We start from the raw sequence: 20,211 nt of genomic DNA on the forward strand, positions 1-20,211 counted from the left end.
AAAATCTCAATATTGTTGAATTTTTTGGATAATTTCTAGAGTTGTCTAGAAAATTTTCAGTGGTGCAAGGGTGGAGAGATATAAATGATTTACTCTATGGGAAATATCTCTTTGACTTTTGTCATTGTCACATCAGGAAAATCTCAATATTGTTGAATTTTTCGGATAAGTTCTAGAGTTGCCTAGAACATTTTCAGTGGTGCAAGGATGGAGGGATATAAATGATTTACTCTATGGCAAGTATCTCTTTGACTTTGGTCAATATTGTTGAATTTTTTGGATAAGTTATAGAGGTGCCTAGAACATTTTTAGTGGTGGAAGGGTGGAGAGATATAAATGATTTACTCTATGGGAAATATCTCTTTTGCTTTGGTCATTGCCAAACCAGAAAAATCTCAATATTGTTGATTTTTTTGGATAAGTTCTAGAATTGCCTAGAAAATTTTCAGTAGTGGAAGGGTAGAGATATAAATGATTTACTCCATCACAAGTATTTCTTGGATTTTTCTCATTCCCACATCAGTAAAATCTCAATATTGTTGAATTTTTTGGATAATTTCTAGAGTTGTCTAGAAAATTTTCAGTGGTGCAAGGGTGGAGAGATATAAATGATTTACTCTATGGGAAATATCTCTTTGACTTTTGTCATTGTCACATCAGGAAAATCTCAATATTGTTGAATTTTTCGGATAAGTTCTAGAGTTGCCTAGAACATTTTCAGTGGTGGAAGGGTGGAGAGATATAAATGATTTACTCCATGGCAAGTATCTCTTTGACTTTGGTCATTGTCACACTAGCAAAATCTCAATATTTTTAATTTTTTCGGATAATTTATAGAGTTGCCTAGAAAATTTTTAGTGGTGGAAGGGTGGAGAGATATAAATGATTTATTCCATATATATATTGTTGATTTTTTCGGATAATTTATAGAGTTGCCTAGAAAATTTTCAGTGGTGGAAGGGTGGAGAGAGGGAAATGATTTATTCCATGGCAAGTATCTCTTTGACTTTGGTCATTCCCACATCAGTAAAATCTCAATATTGTTGAATTTTTTGGATAACTTCTAGAGTTGCCTAGAAAATTTTTAGTAGTGGAAGGGTGGAGAGATATAAATGATTTACTCTATGGGAAATATCTCTTGGATTTTTCTCATTCCCACATCAGTAAAATCTCAATATTGTTGAATTTTTTGGATAACTTCTAGAGTTGCCTAGAAAATTTTCAGTGGTGGAAGGGTGGAGAGATATAAATGATTTATTCCATATATATATTGTTGAATTTTTCGGATAACTTCTAGAGTTGCCTAGAAAATTTTCAGTGGTGGAAGGGTGGAGATATAAATGATTTACTCCATCACAAGTATCTCTTGGATTTTTCTCATTCCCACATCAGTAAAATCTCAATATTGTTGAATTTTTTGGATAACTTCTAGAGTTGCCTAGAAAATTTTTAGTAGTGGAAGGGTGGAGAGATATAAATGATTTACTCTATGGGAAATATCTCTTTGACTTTTGTCATTCCCACATCAGTAAAATCTCAATATTGTTGAATTTTTTGGATAACTTCTAGAGTTGCCTAGAAAATTTTCAGTGGTGGAAGGGTGGAGAGAGGGAAATGATTTATTCCATGGCAAGTATCTCTTTGACTTTGGTCATTGTCACACTAGCAAAATCTCAATATTTTTAATTTTTTCGGATAATTTATAGAGTTGCCTAGAAAATTTTTAGTAGTGGAAGGGTGGAGAGATATAAATGATTTATTCCATGGCAAGTATCTCTTTGACTTTTGTTACTTCAATCAGAAAAACTAATTTCTTCATTATCGAGTTTAATTTGAAGTTTAGCTTTTACATTATCGCTAAACTTAAGATCCGATACCAGATGATTTAAGTCTTTGTAAGGATTACTTTTTCTATTATTTAGCAGCTTTTGAATAGTTTTGTTCTTAACACTTGTTCTTTTAAAAGCAATTATTAATTTTGCTTCGTTCGCTGTATTGATATTAACAGCAGTTGAGCTTGTCGAATGTGAGGATGAAGTTGATTTTGTTTCAATAATTTTCTCTATAGTTGAACTTGTTGAATTTGGTAATTTACTTGATTTTTTATCAATAACCTTATCTACTTGAATAAATTCAATATTTTGTAACTCTAGCTTTCTTTTAAGACGTTCTGGACATGAAGGAGCAATCATAAAAGCTAAGTCCGGAGGAGTATTTTCTGAAGGGTATGGATTAAATCCTAAATCATCTAACCATCGACTAAAATCATCCAAGTGTTCAATAATCAATTTATAATTTTTAGCTTCACCAAAAGTTCTAGCTATTACTCTATTATTATCAAGCAATTCTACATAACAATCTAAGGCATGCTTTTGTCCTGTTTTTTTGCCTTGAATTACTTTTGTAGTTTCCACTGTTGATAATGTGTATACTCTCTGTTGTAAATATTTTCCCCACCTTTTTTGACATTCTGCTTTGACTAATTCACAAGCATCACCTTCAAATTTCTGCTCTTCTGCTTCGGCAAAATACCTTTCATGTATTTCTAGAACTTTTCCTGAATAATATTGACAAAATTCTCTAAAATTTTTAGCTGGTCTCAAAGGTATATTCTGAATTTCTTGCCAAGCATTATTAAAATTTTTATATCCTTTATATGCTCCTTTAATTCTTTCATCTATCTCTTGTTTAATCATCATAAATTCTTTATCAGAACCTAAACTAAGATTAATCGTTGACTTTTTGACTAAACTTTTTAATACAGAGTCTCCTTCAATTAAAGAACTGACATTATCTGATGTACCTACCAAATAAATTAGCAGAGGAATACTTCTTCTAAATTTCTGAGCAGCTTGCTTGATTAATGCTCTAAAAATTACTCTAGTTTCTTCTATTTCTTGTTGAAATTTTTCTAATGAATCTAATTCATCTGTTAGATAGACAAAAGTAAATCTGGGGTCTACTTTTGTGACTTGAGATATCACATCAAAAAATAATTCAACAAAATTTACTTCACTTGTTGCGAAAAATTTACTAAATTTTGACCTAAAAGGATTTAATTTTATCTCTTCTCTAGTTCCTGTATTTAATAATGACCCTGCATCAAATTCTTCGAGAATGTTTTTAGCAACTTCTTTTACATCTGGCAATAAATTTTGATTATGTATTAATTGCCAAAAAGTATCTCCTAAAATATAACAGTAAAGTTTAATGCTAAAATTATGACTACTACCAACTGTCCGTAAATGAGAAAGTGGAAACTGAATTACTACAGAATGTTTTTCATAATTTGACTGAGTTGTTGTTAATTCATGCAAATAAGTTAATAGGGAAGTTTTACCACTACCAAGAAATGCCGCCACAAATCTAAATGTAAAAGATCTATCATCAAAAGTATGTTTAAGATCGTCTCGAAGCAATTCCGTTATATTTGATATTGAAGAGTTACCAGATAAACTTTCAGCTGTAGTTGTAGTATCATCTTCACCCTCTTTTCCTGGTAATCTTACATCACGTTCAACCCAAATATTTTCCACATAACCTTCTCCTGGTTGAATTTGCTGTAAAAACTTTCTAATATATCTTTTTTTTCCTGCATCTTCCGGCATAATTTAGTTCACCCATTGAATTAATTCTTTATTGTTTTCTTGTACCGCAAATACTAAACCATCAGATTTCAATTGCTCAAAATATTTTTCTAGTAGCAATTCAGAAATATGATTATTTTGCCTAAACTTTTGGCAAATTTCTTTACTACGAATAGCCACAACACCTTCCAATTCTTGACGCCTCCTTTCTTCAAGGTAAAGCTTTTTAAACTTATCTACAAAAGTCTCAAAATCCATATCCTCATTTTGATAATTTATCTGATTATATTTTGCTGTTAATTTTAAACAAGCCATCAGAGCATTTAAAATTTTAGGTCCTTTGTTAGACCTAAATTTATACTCCGTTGTTTGAAGATTAAGAACTAGAGCTTTCATTCCCATCTCAGTAACTTTAATTCTCCCTCGTTTAGGAGACTCCAATAACTTCAGCTCACATAAACTCTCACAAACCTGTTTTGCATTGGGGCGGCGTTTTTTAGATAAATGATTCCTAACTGTACTTCTAGTAACAGTTCCTTCTGTTGAATAAGCAAATGTGTAAAGCAAATAAAGCAATTGTTCAGTGGAAAGCTCTGTCATTAGTTCCTCTTATAAAATTTATGGCGTTGGTGAATTAGTGTATGATATTAATCTTAATTATTTAGGAGTCAGGAGTCAGGAGGAAAGAAAGAAGAAGAAAAATTAGTAGAGGGAGCAGGGGGCTAACTGATAACTTAAATAACAACTTAGAATAGAGTATCTCTACAAAATTTAAACTACCAATATACCTAAATTTTTAATTGGAGTAGAGGCTGTTTATTACTTATTTATTAATTTTCGGATAAGTTAAATTTTGATTCAAGTATGACACAATTTATTTCACTCAAAATACCCCCGTTAAAAGTAATCCCTATAGCTATTTTATAAGGAACATTTACTCATAAGAAAAACTCCTATTTTCATTGATTCAATAATTTACTTATTCCATACAGTTCAGGACTACTTTTAACATTAATAATCTCCTCAAAAACAACCTTTTATTTTTTCAGCATTAAATTACATTGAAGGATAAAAAAATTAAACTCTTAATTTATGCTGTTAACCCTGACATTGATAGATTAGGTAATCTGCTAATAACTAAATACTAATTTTTTTCCATACCTGAATCTGAATGAAATATAGTTAATTCTTGACCAAAAGACTCTCCAATTAATTTGTAAATTTCTCTTAAATCCTCATCTTTAAACGACTTAATCAATTTTTCTGCAGCCTTTTTAGGATTTTTAGGAACTACTACCCAAAGTTCTTGATTCAACTTACCTTCTGGCTGTTGCTCTAACCAATTTTTAACCGCATTTTTTCCTGATTCAGTAATTTGATAAAAACCTCTCCCACTACTTTTTGATTGTTCTAACCATCCTAAATGTTCCCATCGTTTTCTCCATAATTGAGCAGTGCTATGAGCATAATCCAAAATCTCTCCTATTTTCGGTGCATTTAAAGCTTGATTATCCGGGCAAGCTTCCACAAGTTTAGAGAATTTATGAAAATAATTTGATGGATTTCCTAAATCTTTGACCGGGTCTTCCGGTGTCTCAACTGTTTTTATTCCAGTTGATTCTAACCTGCTAATTAATTCTTCAATTTCTTTAGCTTCACAACCTAATCCATAAGGTGGTTGAGCACGACATAATTCTTCATAGCTATTAAATGGTTTTCCTTGCTCATCAAGCAATTGTTGATAAGCAGCTGGCTGTTTCATTAATTCACGCCATGCCTTTAATTGTTCCCCATTAACAACTACATCTTTTTTCAGAACAGATTGTAGTTTTAACTTAATAGCAAGTGCCCATTGGGGTGTGCCAGGAGTTGTGCTAATTCCTCCTGCTTTTCCTAAAGTTTCATAATCCATTTTTCCCTGGATAGCAAAGGATATAGTTTTCAAAGGTTTCTCAAATAAATTTTGATTTTTTTACCATTTTATTGGTAAGCATTCAGCAGTCAGCCATCAGCTATCAGCTATCAGGTATTTGTTATTAACTCATGATCATAACTAGAAAGGAATTATCCACCAATGAGAATTAAAATTCATTAATGAAATTGGCTATAACCTAACCTCAGTTATTACTTGCATAAGTTTAAAAGCTGATTACTGTTTGCGGAGCATTCCGTAGGAAATGCTAATAACTGAATGCTTACTTTTATTGTTTATTAACTCATGCCTTAATAGACTTATTTTGAAGTAAGAATCTTTTCTTCTCACCCCTGAGAGCTAACTAAAATGGTATTAGTAGGTATATTTGCTTGACAATCAAATTTGTCAGCTTTCTTATACCTCCTATTTGTATATTTTAGATTGTAGATTCACTAAGTCAACTATTGCAGAAACAATTCTATTAATTTGGCTACTTTTGCTATGAATAAGTTCTTTGTAATATCAATTCTTTAGCTAACTTTATTGCTGCTTTCATGCTCGTCGCATCAGCAATACCCTGACCCGCAATATCAAAAGCTGTACCATGGTCAGGAGAGGTACGAACAAATGGTAAACCAATGGTAGTATTCACTGCTAAATCAAAAGCCATTAGTTTAACTGGAATTAAGCCTTGGTCATGATATAGCGCCAAATAAGCATCATAAGTTTTAGCTGGTAAACCTAGCCAAGCTTGACCTGGTTTGACCCACATAGTATCCGGTGGCACTGGCCCATCTAACTCTATGTCCGGTCGGCGATCGCATTGTTTGTCCAACCAAGGGATGAGCCAATCTTGCTCTTCTGTTCCTAATTGTCCATTTTCTCCACTGTGAGGGTTTAAACCAGCAACAGCAATTTTTGGCCGAGAAATCCCAAAATCTTTTTGTAAACTTTCTATTAGTAACTCTAATTTCCAACTCAGCAACTCTGGCGTTAAAGCTTTTGGGACTTGACATAATGGTATATGTGTGGTAGCTAAAAGAGAGCGGAGTACAAAATTACTGTGGGGCGATCGCGCAAAAAATAGCATCCCAAATTTTTTTACTCCTGCTTTTTCTGCTAAAAGTTCAGTTTGACCAGGGTATTTATGACCAGCCATCTGCCAGCAAGTTTTGGAAATAGGAGCAGTAACAATACCTTGAAATTTTCCAGCTAAAGTCTGAGCAATGGCTGTTTCCATGAAACAAAAGCTAGCTTCCCCACTCACAGCATTACCTTTGCCGGGAAATATATTTTCTAATTTTCCATTAAACTCTACATCTAAAATTTTTAAATTTTCCCATTTGACAAGTAATTGTTGCGATTGAGTTTTTTTCGAGAGTTGAGATAGTTTTTGATAGGTTTGTTGCAAAATGCGATGACTGCCTATAATTGTCAAGTCACAATTTTCTGTAACAGTAGGGTCTGCTAAAGCCTTAAGAATTATTTCTGGTCCTATGCCCCCAGGATCTCCAATTGTCAATCCTAAACGAGGATTTGTATTTTCTATTTCTGTTGCTGATATTTTCATATTTATTCCGCTGAAGAATACTTATGACTTTAGTCTGGGGAGAAGTCAAAATGTCTTAAAATATATATCACAAATTACATAGGAGTATTTTAAGAATATGAGTGGTGAGATTTTCAATGCAGCTATTTTGTCTTTTTCTGTGATTCTGATTGGTTTAGCAGGAGGTTTCCTATTACTTAAATTACAAGGAGGCGAATAATCAAATTTCCCGGTCTTTAAAGTAGTACGATCGCTTAACTGACTGACATTTTGCTATAGGAGCATTTCCTCATTAATTTTTTCTAGTGGGGAATGCCTATGGTGGTATTTACTTTCTATGGATCTTATGGTATCTTAAATAGATTAATAAAAATATAAGCTAAAACATATTTAACTCAAAATATTAAGTTTTGTAAAAAAATGAGATAATTTTGATAAAGTGATAAAGAATCTTTAATATAATCAATAAACTGTTTATGAAACTATTAATCGTAGGGGCTACTGGTACTCTTGGTAGACAAATAGTGCGTTGTGCCCTAAACGAAGGTTATGAAGTACGCTGCTTAATCAGAAGCTACAGTAGAGCATCTTTTTTAAAAGAGTGGGGGGCTGAACTAATAGGAGGAAATCTCTGTAAGCCTAAAACTCTACTACCAGCTTTGGAAGGAGTTGATGCAGTGATTGATGCTGCAACTGCGAGACCAACAGACTCTCTGAGTATTAAACAGGTAGACTGGGAAGGAAAAGTATCACTGATTCAAGCTCTAGTGGCTAAAGGTGTAGAACGTTTTATATTTTTCTCCTTTTTAAATGCAGAGAAATATCCCCAAGTCCCTCTCCTAGAAATTAAGCGATGTACAGAACTTTTTATTGCTGAATCTGGCTTAAAATACACGATCTTAAAACCTTGTGGTTTTTTACAGGGATTAATTGGCCAGTATGCAGTGCCAATTTTAGATAAGCAAGCAGTTTGGGTTCCCGGTCAAGGAACAGCGATTGCATATATGGATACTCAAGATATTGCTAAGTTTGCTGTCCGTAGTATTTCAGTTCCCGAAACAGAAAATCAAAGCTTTCCGGTAGTAGGTCCCCGTGCTTGGGATGCTAGTGAAATTATTCGGATGTGTGAAAGACTGTCTGGAGAAAAAGCAAAAGTAACCCGTACCAATATTAACTTATTGCGTATATTTCGTCAGCTTACTAGGTCATTTCAATGGGGTTGGAATGTCTCGGATAGACTAGCTTTTGCAGAAGTATTAGCCAACAGTCAACCTTTAACAGCTTCAATGGATGATGTTTATCCTGTATTTGGCATTAATCCTGAAGAAATAACCACACTAGAATCTTATTTGCAAGAATACTATAGTCGGATTATGAAAAAGTTGAAGGAAATAGAGTACGAGCAAGCAAAATTAGGAAAATCAACTTCCAAGAATAAACCTTTCTTTTTCTAAAGTTTCTAACCACCCTGAACTAGATTTTTTCGAGTGTCAAAAATAGGAATCATTTATAACGATGCCAAACCAATAGCTTGTCGCATAACTAATGAGTTAAAAGACAAGCTTACAGCTTATGGCTATGATATTCACATCAATAATGGATCGGGAGGAATCTTAGGTTATCCCAGCCTAGAACATCCTTTATGTCATACTTCTATAGACCAATTAGTTCCCTCTGGCTTTACCAAAGACATGACTTTTGCTGTAGTCCTAGGAGGGGATGGTACAGTCTTATCTGCATTTCGTCAAGTAGCACCTTGCCATATTCCACTATTGACCGTCAATACAGGTCACATGGGTTTCTTGACTGAGACTTTTGTCAATCAGTTATATCCAGCTATTGAACAGGTATTAGCAGGAGACTATGAAGTAGAAGAAAGGACAATGCTAGAAGTACGTCTGTTCCGAGATAATGAGTTATTATGGGAAGCCCTTTGTTTAAATGAAATGGTTTTACATCGGGAACCTATGACCTGTATGTGCCATTTTGAGATCCAAATTGGTCGGCACGCTCCTATAGATATTGCGGCAGACGGTATTATTATTTCTACTCCGACTGGTTCTACTGCTTATTCTTTATCGGCAGGTGGCCCTGTTGTGACTCCGGGAGTTCCGGTTTTGGAGCTATCGCCTATTTGTCCCCATTCTCTAGCATCCCGTGCTTTGGTTTTTGCTGATACTGAACCAGTAACTGTTTTTCCTGCTAGTCCAAATCGTATGATGATGATTGTAGATGGTAATGGAGGATGTTATGTCTTGCCAGAGGACCGAGTACGAGTGAAACAATCACATTATAAAGCACGTTTCATTCGACTTAAGCCACCAGAGTTTTTCCATGTTCTGCGCGAGAAATTGGGATGGGGACTACCGCACATTGCCAAGCCAACTTCTGTTGAATTACCTTAAATTATTCTGGTGGTTATTTTTCAAAATTTTCACTGCTAGTGCCGCTACCCGGAAGTTAAAAGTCATGCATTTAAAAGTCAATCATTTTTGATTTGTAATTGTTCGCGCGATTTTGTAACTGGTCAGTTATTTCCGCCATCCTGCACTAGATTAACTTCAATATGCCGGGATTATATGAGAGGGTGTTAGTATCATAAATTTTGTACAGAAATATAGCAATCACCGAATCAGATGTGAGAATTGAGGTGTTCGTTTAAAGCATAAAATATAGCAGTTATTTTATTCATATATATTCGTTTCTTCCCTCCATACCTATTCCCTATTCCCTCCATACCTAAAACAAAAGTCTCCAATATCTCACAATTAAAATCATATTGCTATGACTACCTTAACTATAGATCGAGATCGTTCAGTCTTACTAATAGAGACTGATGAAATTCTCGCCCAATATGTGAGTTTGGATCTAGAAGAGTCAGGCTATCATCCAATTGTAGCTACTAATTCTACCGCGGGTCTTCACAGGGCAATAGAAATTAAACCTGCTCTGATTGTAATTGACCGAATGTTAGCTGGTGAATCTGGACTATCATTGTGCAGTCATCTGAGAAAAATGGGTAATAATATGCCCATATTATTGTTGATGGGTCGCGACCAAATTGACGACCGAGTTGCTTGTCTGGAGTCTGGAGCTGATGACTATTTTCTCAAACCTTATCGCAGTGATGAATTCTTAAAATTAGTCCGTTTTTATTTACAACCTACTATAGCAGAAAAGGACCAATTGAGATTTGGGAGTTTAATTTTAGAGTTGGCTACTCGACGGGTCTTATGTCATGGTCGTAGTATTGAGTTGACTATGAAGGAATTTGAGTTATTAAGGTTTTTAATGGAGCATCCTCGCGAAGTATTGAGTCGCGAACAGATTTTGGAAAATGTTTGGGGTTATGATTTTTTGGGTGAGTCTAATGTAATTGAGGTATATATTAGATATTTGCGCCTGAAAATTGAACGAGAAGGCGAGAAGAGATTAATTCAGACAGTCCGTGGTATTGGATATGTTTTGAGGGAAACTTAGAGTCTTTAATTCTTGGTAAGCAAGGTCTTGTTAGAAAACAATCAAAGGATTCTGGTATAGGTCAATTTATCAATGAAATATTGGCTGATATTTGCAGGAATTGAGGTAAGTATTTTGCTAAAGTTGATAAAAATTATATTTCTCAAGAATGTCTTATATCATGTCTGTTTGAATAACCACTTCGGAAAAATTTAGGGAGTAGGGAGTAGGGAGTAGGGGAAATTTGTTTGCTCCGCATTCCGCACCGAAAAAATATTCTCTATCAAAAGAAGAACATTTTTATTATGGCTAATTAATGAGACTTGATATTAAATTTGGGCATATTAATCAGAAAAAACTTTCTGTTTACGCAATATTCCGCAGGAATAGAAAACATAATTGCAGTAGTTGTGGAAATCAAATAAATCGTGATATAGCTGCTGCAAAAGTAACTATAAACAGATATTTAATCGTCGTGGAGCATAACTTAATATCATGTCCGGTTGAACAGTTATAAATAAACGACTCAGGAGTTAGGAGTCAGGAGGAAAGAAAGAAGAAGAAAGAGAAAGTTTTTTTATCACTAATTATCCGGACATAATATAACTTGTTTGATTTTTCGCCTAACCCTAGAATCACAGAAGCAAGAATTTTCCATTATAATCTTTGATCTAACGACAAGAATGTCAAAATAAGTGAAATCTCAAAAAAATTACTATAAAATTATTATTTATCTTTTTCTTTTGGGTTTAATACCCCGCCGTCACTTGGGGTGTTTACAAGCTTTTTGGGGTTTGAGTCCCCATCTACTTTTTCCTTTTTCCTTCTTGTTTCTTCAAGAATAAAACATACATAGAATATCTGAGAAATAATTAATTATGGGTCGTAAAATTGGTTTACTTAAGTCTGGAATCATCTTATTTCTGTTGCTTTGCTGTTTGCTACAAATAATATTTGTTCAAGTTTTTCATACTCCAGCACAAGCTCAAAATATATCAGATTCTCAGATATCTCCACAAGGCCAAATTTTACCAATTACGGCAAAAGCTCATATATCTAATCAGATAATTAATTTAGAGGTGGCGAAAACCCCTCAAGAGAAAGCAATAGGTTTAATGTACAGGACTAAACTTGCTGATGACCGAGGAATGTTATTCTCTTTTAACCCGCCTCGGAAAGTTAGCTTTTGGATGAAAAATTGCCAAATATCTCTTGATATTATATTCATAAATTCTGGCATAGTTAAGGCGATCGCTGATAATGTCCCTCCTTGTTTAGCTGACCCTTGCCCTACTTATGGACCTGATGTGTTAGTCGATCAAGTAATTGAACTTCGGGGAAGACGTGCAAAGGAATTAGGTTTGAAAGTAGGAGACCGGATAATGATTACAAAAATTTAGGTATTTGACAGAACTGAGATTAGAGGAAATTATCATTCATTGAAGAAGGTGGTAGGTTTTAGGTTTTAGGTTGAATTGAGAAGAAGGTAGTATGTCAACAAAAATTATAGCAGTTGCCATTCCTTTATTTGAATTATGAAATAGCTGTCTACATAGTACTTCGGAGTAAAAATAACGGAATATCAATAATCAAAGTTTTTTCCTTTTCCTTCTGGTACAAAACAAACAAATTGAATCCAAAAATTGGATGATTTATTTTTTGCTATTCCCCAGACCTATAGTTTTTGTACAACAAGCTAAAATATCGCAAAACTCTGAATTATTTTGACAAAACCTAATAAAACTTTTTATTATTTTACTTACTATATATTTACACTAAAGTTTTAATTTGCTATATTGGTAAGCTAGACATTATTTAGATGGATTCAAAGTATTGTTCACCTAAAGTGCAGAATATGTATTCTTAAGCTTTTGATGGTTTGTAATACTGCTATTCTATTCATCGGAAATAAATAAAGATAAATTAAGTTTCGCAAGCTGTAAGAGAAATATTTTGACAATATCGATAGTGCTGAAGTTTTGATGAGTATTACTTTTACCAAGAAGGTATAGAAGATATAGAAAAACTTGTCTTACTAAGAGTCTATTTTTGCTTTGCTTAATTTAATTCTGTTGATTGGTGTGAGGATAATGATATTTTGTGCTAAGAGTGAAAATCTAGTTGTATATTTTTGCGCATTTATGCATATAGAGATGGTTCGTATTGTGAATTAAAATACATACAAATATTCAAACCAAAGTAGTTATTTTGTCGTAGTTATTTTGCCAAAATTTGACTTGGCCAAGTTTAGCCTTGTAAGTAGTAATAGTTTGAAAAAAGGCAACTACCTACTTAGAACCTCTGTCTGCGCTGTTTATATCTTTTGACTAGAGAGAGAATTCAATAGAAAGTCTTCTGTAATGTTGAGACAGATAGTGAATTTTTTTTCAACCTGAATGTATATACATTTTGAGTAACGATAATTTCACTAAATTTTTCTAGAAATTAATAGCTAGCTTTTGCGGAATAGCATAGGCAACTTATGTAGATTCAAACCAAGCTATTCTCAAAACTTAGTATAGTCCAGGAGTACTATATCTAGTTTAGTTTCACTCTCAAGTTTCTGAAAAAATGCAGAGTTTAGTAAACAGATAAAAAACTGGCATATCCTAGCAATATCCAAGAAAACTTATTGCTTGATGATAGTAAATAACTATCGATAATATCCAAAAAAAATATTAATTTTATTGACATGATAATTCTCTTAAATATGTGACTCTATATATTCTATTGTCAACAAGAGTTACAAAGAGAATGGTGTCTGAAAAATAGGAGGTAAAGAAAAATGACACCAAATAATTATGCTCGCTTTATTCATTTCTTGAAAGATGATTTATCTATTTCTTCAGCTTCTATAGCAGTTGCAGAAAGAGCTAGTATTAGTTCAACATTAGTAGATCGTAAACCAGACTTCAGTGCTTTTCCAATGATTTTATGGCAATATGGTTTAGTTACTCTAGAGCAATTAGATAAAATATTTGATTGGCTAGAAACCACTTATGATTTCAACTAAATGCCAGAATAATCTAAGTATTTCCTAGGTCATGCTGCGCAAACAGCCATCAGCTATTAGCTATCAGCTATTTTTTGAGCTTGATTTAAACCCTATATTAAGGGTTCTTATTAAGCCATAATCCAGTCATAATTAAATCTTACAAAAGCAGGTTCTTTTAACCTGAAAGTCTATATTCATTTAAATACTTCCTTCAGGAGGGAGTCTTATTGCCCTAAGCTGACAACTAATAGCTGAATAATTACAGAATACTTACAGAATAATTACTAGAAATAATCAATTTAACTCTAGTTCAGAACTCAATTTAAAATCAAACTTAAAATCTATTCTATTATTAAACCTTGAAAATAACGGTTCTTCAATATGTAGCTAGCGTTAGATTATCAAAATAATTGGGTCGTGTCACCCCACCTTTTAAGGCAAAAAATTTTTGGAGAGTTGCTCACATCCCCGTTACAAAAATAACTTCTGACTTCTGACTTCTGACTTCTGAATTATGACTTCGTAAATGGGGTGGAGGCGGGTTCATCTAAATTGGTTAAGACTCATTAATTTAACGTAGAACCCGCCCCTACTATTGCAACATTTTAGATGTTAAATTATGACTCAGCTAAAACTCTAGAAGCAGTAGCTACACCTGCTCCTGGAGTAAAAGCTTCATATCCCAACTCTCGCAAAGCAACTTCTAATGCAGAGATAGCGGTGAGAATATCCCGTTCGCTGACAAAACCCAAATGTCCAATACGGAAAATTTTCCCTTTCAAGTGGTTTTGTCCACCAGCTAAAGCAATATCAAAACGCTTATTTACAATAGTCCGTATTTTTTCTGCGTCTACTTCTGGTGGAGGAGCAACTGCCGTAATAGCAGGACTAGCTACTGCATCTGGCCCAAAGAGGGGCAACCCTAAAGCTTTGACTGCTGCACGAGTCGTACTCATTAAACGTTGATGCCGAGCAAATATATTTTCTAATCCTTCAGCTTGCATCATCCTAAGTGTAGCTTGCAAGGCAAAGAATAAATTTACTGGTGGAGTAAAAGGTGTAGTATTTTTAGCTGCATCTTTACGATACTTACCCAAGTCAAGATAGTAACGTGGTAATTTGGCCGTTTCATATGCAGTCCAAGCTTTAGCACCTACTGCTACAAAAGCTAAACCAGGGGGTATCATATAACCTTTCTGAGAACCTGAAGCAACAACATCAAGACCCAACTCATCTATTGGTATATTGACTGCCCCAATGCTGGTGACGGCATCTACTATAATTAATGCTTCGCCATGAGCTTTAACATAACTATTAATAGTTTCTAGGTCATTGAGAACACCTGTAGAAGTTTCACTATGGGTAATAATAACCGCCTTGATTGTTTTCTCTTTATCTGCTTCTAGTTGTTCACGAAATTTTTCTGAGTCCAGAGGTTGGCCCCATTCTGCTGTGATTTTTTCTACTTGGAGACCATAGGCCGTAGCTACTTCTGCCCAGCGATCGCCAAATTTACCATTACATCCACATAATACGCGATCGCCTGGACTGAGAAAGTTAATGATACCTGCTTCCATGGCCCCAGTTCCACTAGATGCTAAAATTAGCACATCATTTTTGGTTTGATGTAGCCATTTGAGGTTTTCTGTCACCTCGGCCATAATTTTGGAAAAGTCACCACTTCTATGGCCTATTGGATGTTTAGCCATAGCTAGTAAGGCTGTTTCTGGTACTGGAGTAGGTCCGGGAATCATTAACATTAGTTTGTCATTCATTCTTTCTATTCCTTTGTTTTGTGTTACTTGAGTTAGTTTATATGTTTATTGATTGAGAAGCATTTCATTGAAAAAACTTATTTTTTCTTTAAGATTCCAAAGTTGGAATCTTTTTGTTATTTTGGGAGTTATTTAATTTTAATTATTTTTTTTTGAGGAAATTTTTGATTTTTCTTTCTATAGAATTTACATTTAAGATATTAACGGATAATTCAATGCTTGAAGCAACTATTTATCTGGTAAAAGTTAGAAGTTATAACTAACCACAAAGTTTTTGTTGTTAGAGTAATGGTTTTGAATGGTTTCACAAATTATTGCCGAAATACTAACTGTATTAACTGCTCCTAATCATTCCCAAAAACTTTACATTGAACAAATCTATCAATTGTGAGACCCCTAAGAATGGTATTTATTAGTTAGGTAGACTAAATCAATAATTGATAATTACTTCTTCTAATTAGGGTTTGCTGAAAAAGTCTTTTAGTAGGGGTAGGAGACAGGAGAAAACCCACCCCTCGCCCCTCCCCCTCCCAGGAGGGGAGGAATGGGAATGAGCGAGGAGGTAGGAGTAACAATTGTAAGAATGATTTTTCTACCCAACTATGCGCCTAAAATACGCTCCTTTTTGAGCGTTTTAGACTGGAAACCAGGCACTTTTTAAAGGCCCCAAAAAGGCTAAAACCTTTATTTAGCAGTGCTTTGAGATTTAATCAGCAGAGAAATAATTAATGAATGATTGTTAATTAATTATCTATTGTTAGTTTTATTCTAGGTCTTATTTAGTGAAGTTATTAATTGCCAATTCTACCTTTGGATTTTCAAAAGTCTTAGATATTAATTTTTGAATATTATCAAGTTCATAAATACCTTTTTTTTAGCTTGCCCTAATGCACTTAATATTTATTTTTCTGTTTCATTGAGAGACCATTGATATTCAATTGGTAAATTTGCTTGCTTGCAACTTTCTTCAAATTGTTTTTGTAGTGCTAAAGCTTTTCTCACAGTTACAATAAGTTCCCGTGCTTTTTCGTGCTGCTTTGTATTATAGTCTACTGCTAAAATTGTCTTTTTTTCTAATAACTGAAGTAGCAATTCATAATGAATACGGGAGGGAACTGGTATTGCTTCCATAGTTTTATTTCTAACGGTTTACAGATTGATTGATTATGCTATGTGGGAACTTGAACAACAAATAGAAATCAGAGAACTACTGCATTAGTAATTATTCTTGAAGAAGGAACAAAAAAAAGTTATGGGAATTAAAACCCCAAATAATTGTAGACACCGTGGGTAAAGCTAGGATATTAAACCCATAAGTGAAAAGATAATTAATATGAACATAAATCACTATAGCTATCCTAGTGCTGCTACGTGGAAGTCAAAATTCAAAAGTCAAAAGTATTGATTGGTAAGGCTTTTAGGATTTTGTAACTGGTTAGTTATTTCTGCCATTCTGCACTAGATAGAATATGAACATTAGCTACATATCAAGAGAAGTAACCATCAGTATTTCGATCACTAACATTTGTTTAAAACCTATTTAGTACAGCTATATAAATCACTTGCTGTTTGCGGAGCATTCCTTTTGGAAAATGCTGACTGCTGAATTGCTGTTTGTGGAGGATTCCGTTAGGAAACCCTTTTTAAAACAAGAGCACTGAATAAAATATTTTTTCTCCTTTCGAGTTTCAAGGAGAGGGTTGAAAATTTAATTATTCAGTAATTTTTTTGATAATTCTATCGTCTACAGTTTTTATCTGAAAAATTGTCAATATCTAATCTAAATCTAAAAGCCTATATTTTTAAAAGTTTGAGTTAACCTGTTATAGCAGAAGGAAGAAAAAAAAGAAGGAAGAATAAAAATTTTGTGTTGTCTAAGTTTTAAGTTTTTGATATGTCCTAACTTTTGCTTCGACTGCTAGACTCTTTCAACAATTAACAATTAATAATGAACAATAACTTCTCCTTAAGATTATAGAATTGACTAAAATATTTTTTTTCTTTTCTCTCCTTGTAGACCGACAAACTTTTGTACAGTAAAGGAAAACTTTACCCCTTAATTATTAGGTAAATAACTGTAGCAATGCTGCACCTGGGTCTGCTTTTTTCATCAGAGACTCACCTATTAAAACAGCATCCACACCAGCATTTTTAACAACGTTTACATCTTGATATCCATGTATTCCTGATTCACTTACTACTAAAATTCCAAGTTTTTCTAACTCCTTCTTCCTAGCTTCCATTAATTTACACGTAGTTTGTAAATCTACTGAAAAATCTGCTAAATTGCGGTTATTTATACCGACCAACTTAACTCCTTCTATTGTCAATACCCGGTCTAACTCTGTTAAACTATGAACCTCAACTAAAGCAGTCATTCCTAAAGCATTAACTATCTTGATAAAATACTTTAAATCTTGGTCTGATAAAATTGCCGCAATTAGTAGTACAGCATCAGCTCCATATAAACGAGCAAGATATATTTGATATGGATAAATCAGAAAATCTTTACACAGTAGTGGTAAGTCAACATTTTTCCTAATATTTGACAAAATTTCAAAGCCACCTTGAAAGAATTTTTTGTCTGTCAAAACTGAAATACAAGTTGCACCATTTTGTTGATACGCTTTAGCTATAGTAACTGGTTCAAAATCTTCTCTAATTATCCCTTTACTAGGAGAGGCTTTTTTAACTTCAGCAATTACAGCAGGTTGAGTTTTTCCTGTTGATAAGATAGCCAAAAAATCCAGAGGAGCAGACATTAAGTTAATTTTCTTTTTTAACTCAATTAATGGTTGTTTATCCCGCAGATAATCTACCTCTTTTTCTTTATACCAAACAATTTCTTCCAGAATATTTTGAGGTTTTGAATTTGGCAAAGCAACTTCATAGCGTAAACTACCCATTTCTACTGCTGAAGTTGGCGGTCGGCGACGAATTTGCATTTTTTTTTCTTGATAATTTCCTATTTTTGGTAGTGTTAAATAAGTATTGAATAAGGCAGAAGGCAGAAGGCAAAAGGTCTAATTGCATGGGGATAGTCAACGACTTGCCACTTCCTGTCTGATCACCTCAAACAATTTTAAGCACCCCCGTTGACGGTGTAGGGCTAATTCTTTGTCATCATAGAATACTTACAACTCTATATTTTTGGTTAGGAGCCATGTAAAAATAAGTTGTACAAATTTTATCTAGGATAAATCGTGAAATATAGCTTCCATCAAAAAAAAACTGTTCGGGTTATTTTTACACGAGTCCTTAACTAATTCTAGCAAAATGTACGAGATTTCAAAGGATACAATTTTTCTAAGCGTGACAATAAATTAACCCTTCGTTGACGGTGGGGTATTAAACCCGCAAAATAAAAGATAATTTTTGAAGCTTAATTCCTGAAAATTCAAGAAATATACTAACCGATATCCTTACATCTTTAGGACTACCCTATCTTTAATAATGATTCTTTTTGTAGTCTTCAGATTTTCAAGATTCGGTAGTATAGCACTTCTTAATTTGCTGAAGTTACAGTTAGTAATTTTCAAAGCAAAATTAAATTCTGAGAAACCAAAAAATGATGACTGAATACTAAATTGCTATATCAGTTATGGAGACTAAATATAACAATTTTCTTGAAATTAATAACCATAGCAAAGAACGAGTTGGTTAGGATTTATGCTGATGATCAACCGTAAGACAGGGAAATATTTTTTCTACTGTTCCCTCAAGGGAAATATTTTTCCTACTGTTCCCTCACAGGAGTGCCCATTCCCTCACAGGATTCAGCATTCCCTTGGGTCTGACACCGACGCGGGGTCGCACCACTATTTCCTGTTCCCTGTTCCCTGATCTAACTAACAGTTGCTCGTTTAAATGCCTCATCCAAAACCTCTGACAAAGTAGGATGAGTATGTACATTAAAAGATAACTGATTAACAGATTGCTTTTGAGCCATAGCATTTGCTGCTTCTTGAATTAAATCGGATGCATGAAGGCCAATAATATGTACTCCTAATAATTCTCCTGTATCTTGACGATAAATGACTTTAGCAATACCATCTGTTTCTCCTTCAGCAATTGCTTTTGAATTACCCTTAAAATAAGTTTTTACACTGCCTACTTCAAATCCTTGATCTTTACCTAAATCCTTAGCTGCTGTTTCAGTCATACCAACATAGCTAATTTCTGGATGAGTAAAAGCAGCCGCCGGAATACTAAGATAATCTACATCCCGATGACGACCACAAATATTTTCTACCACTGTTATACCTTGAGCTGAAGCTGTATGAGCTAACATCATTTTTCCAGTAGCATCACCGATCGCCCATAAATTAGGTACTGGTTCACCACTTGACAAAACAGCCATTTTGTCATTTACTGGGATAAAACCCCGACGGTCAGTCTCTACACCAACATAATCTAGTCCCAAATTTTTTGTATAGGGAATGCGACCTGTAGCAACTAAACAAGCATCTACTTCCAGAACCTCTTCTACTTCCTTAGTTTTAGCATCAGCTAGTTCAATAATTACCGGAGATCCAGGAATTACCTTCATAGCTAACTTACCAACCTTAGTTTCAATATCTCTGGATTGAATTAGAACTCTTTGTGCAATTTTTGCTATATCTGAATCAAAAGTAGGCATTAATTGGTCTAATGCCTCAATCATAGTAATTTCAGATCCAAGAGCAGTATAGATGTCAGAAAACTCCAGTCCAATATAACCACTACCGATAATTGCTACCCAGGGTGGCAACCAATCTAGTTTCAAAGCATCATCACTGGTAAAAACTGTTTTACCATCCAATTCTATTCCAGGAGGAACAAATGGAATAGAGCCAGGGGCAAGTATAATATCTTTAGCAGTAAAGTATTCTTCTCCCTTATCTGTCTTGACCATAACTTTTTGTTGACCTGCCATTTGCCCCCAGCCTTTA

The 20,211-nt window shown here is 34.0% G+C and carries 15 protein-coding genes; 7 read left to right on the forward strand and 8 right to left on the reverse strand.

Annotated elements, in window-relative coordinates; translation table 11 throughout:
- Positions 1-1,793: 1,793 nt before the first annotated feature.
- Both F6K06_RS20300 and F6K06_RS20305 read right to left on the reverse strand, forming a co-directional pair.
- Complete coding sequence (locus tag F6K06_RS20300) at positions 1,794-3,536, reverse strand: hypothetical protein (protein WP_124143753.1); 1,743 nt, start codon at positions 3,534-3,536, stop codon at positions 1,794-1,796.
- A gap of 75 nt (positions 3,537-3,611) precedes the next feature.
- A complete protein-coding gene (locus tag F6K06_RS20305; protein ID WP_124143752.1) occupies positions 3,612-3,983 on the reverse strand; it encodes a hypothetical protein in 372 nt (123 codons plus the stop codon).
- 187 nt (positions 3,984-4,170) lie between these two features.
- Here F6K06_RS20305 and F6K06_RS20310 point away from each other — a divergent pair, with 187 nt between their 5' ends.
- A complete protein-coding gene (locus tag F6K06_RS20310) occupies positions 4,171-4,293 on the forward strand; it encodes a hypothetical protein (RefSeq protein ID WP_275670303.1) in 123 nt (40 codons plus the stop codon).
- Positions 4,294-4,731: 438 nt separating this feature from the next.
- On the opposite strand, the gene F6K06_RS20315 is transcribed toward F6K06_RS20310, so the two are convergent.
- Positions 4,732-5,532, reverse strand: coding sequence for a hypothetical protein (locus tag F6K06_RS20315; protein WP_287240733.1), 801 nt, complete (start codon positions 5,530-5,532; stop codon positions 4,732-4,734).
- A gap of 469 nt (positions 5,533-6,001) precedes the next feature.
- Positions 6,002-7,072, reverse strand: a complete 1,071-nt coding sequence (gene pdxA / locus F6K06_RS20320; RefSeq protein ID WP_124146141.1) for a 4-hydroxythreonine-4-phosphate dehydrogenase PdxA — start codon at positions 7,070-7,072, stop codon at positions 6,002-6,004.
- A 97-nt stretch (positions 7,073-7,169) separates the two neighbouring features.
- Here pdxA and petM point away from each other — a divergent pair, with 97 nt between their 5' ends.
- The 6 genes from petM to F6K06_RS20350 all read left to right on the forward strand — a co-directional run bounded on the left by petM (position 7,170) and on the right by F6K06_RS20350 (position 13,523).
- Entirely contained in the window at positions 7,170-7,271 is a 102-nt protein-coding gene (gene petM / locus F6K06_RS20325; RefSeq protein WP_063823346.1) for a cytochrome b6-f complex subunit PetM, read from the forward strand.
- A 256-nt stretch (positions 7,272-7,527) separates the two neighbouring features.
- Positions 7,528-8,505 carry an SDR family oxidoreductase gene (locus F6K06_RS20330; RefSeq protein WP_124146142.1) on the forward strand — a complete coding sequence of 326 codons (978 nt, stop codon included), beginning with the start codon at positions 7,528-7,530 and terminating at the stop codon, positions 8,503-8,505.
- Positions 8,506-8,538: 33 nt separating this feature from the next.
- Positions 8,539-9,456, forward strand: a complete 918-nt coding sequence (locus tag F6K06_RS20335; protein ID WP_124146143.1) for an NAD(+) kinase — start codon at positions 8,539-8,541, stop codon at positions 9,454-9,456.
- A gap of 379 nt (positions 9,457-9,835) precedes the next feature.
- Positions 9,836-10,531, forward strand: coding sequence for a response regulator transcription factor NblR (gene nblR, locus F6K06_RS20340; RefSeq protein WP_124146144.1), 696 nt, complete (start codon positions 9,836-9,838; stop codon positions 10,529-10,531).
- 857 nt (positions 10,532-11,388) lie between these two features.
- Positions 11,389-11,910, forward strand: coding sequence for a DUF192 domain-containing protein (locus tag F6K06_RS20345; RefSeq protein ID WP_287240729.1), 522 nt, complete (start codon positions 11,389-11,391; stop codon positions 11,908-11,910).
- A gap of 1,385 nt (positions 11,911-13,295) precedes the next feature.
- Positions 13,296-13,523 carry a DUF2949 domain-containing protein gene (locus F6K06_RS20350; RefSeq protein WP_124146146.1) on the forward strand — a complete coding sequence of 76 codons (228 nt, stop codon included), beginning with the start codon at positions 13,296-13,298 and terminating at the stop codon, positions 13,521-13,523.
- Between the two features lie 599 nt (positions 13,524-14,122).
- Here F6K06_RS20350 and F6K06_RS20355 read toward each other — a convergent pair.
- From F6K06_RS20355 to F6K06_RS20370, 4 genes are all read right to left on the reverse strand, one after another.
- On the reverse strand, positions 14,123-15,280 hold the full coding sequence (locus tag F6K06_RS20355; protein ID WP_124146147.1) for an alanine--glyoxylate aminotransferase family protein: 1,158 nt from the start codon (positions 15,278-15,280) through the stop codon (positions 14,123-14,125).
- 900 nt (positions 15,281-16,180) lie between these two features.
- Positions 16,181-16,411 (reverse strand): DUF5340 domain-containing protein, encoded by a 231-nt coding sequence (locus F6K06_RS20360; protein ID WP_124154993.1) that lies wholly within the window; start codon positions 16,409-16,411, stop codon positions 16,181-16,183.
- 932 nt (positions 16,412-17,343) lie between these two features.
- The gene (gene trpC / locus F6K06_RS20365; protein WP_124146149.1) at positions 17,344-18,225 is read right to left on the reverse strand and encodes an indole-3-glycerol phosphate synthase TrpC; all 882 of its coding nucleotides are present in this window, start codon (positions 18,223-18,225) and stop codon (positions 17,344-17,346) included.
- A gap of 899 nt (positions 18,226-19,124) precedes the next feature.
- On the reverse strand, positions 19,125-20,211 hold a 1,087-nt coding region (locus tag F6K06_RS20370), incomplete at its 5' end, for a dihydrolipoyl dehydrogenase (RefSeq protein ID WP_287323289.1).

It is taken from the genome of Okeania sp. SIO1H4, from assembly GCF_010672695.1.
Lineage (GTDB): Bacteria > Cyanobacteriota > Cyanobacteriia > Cyanobacteriales > Microcoleaceae > Okeania > Okeania hirsuta.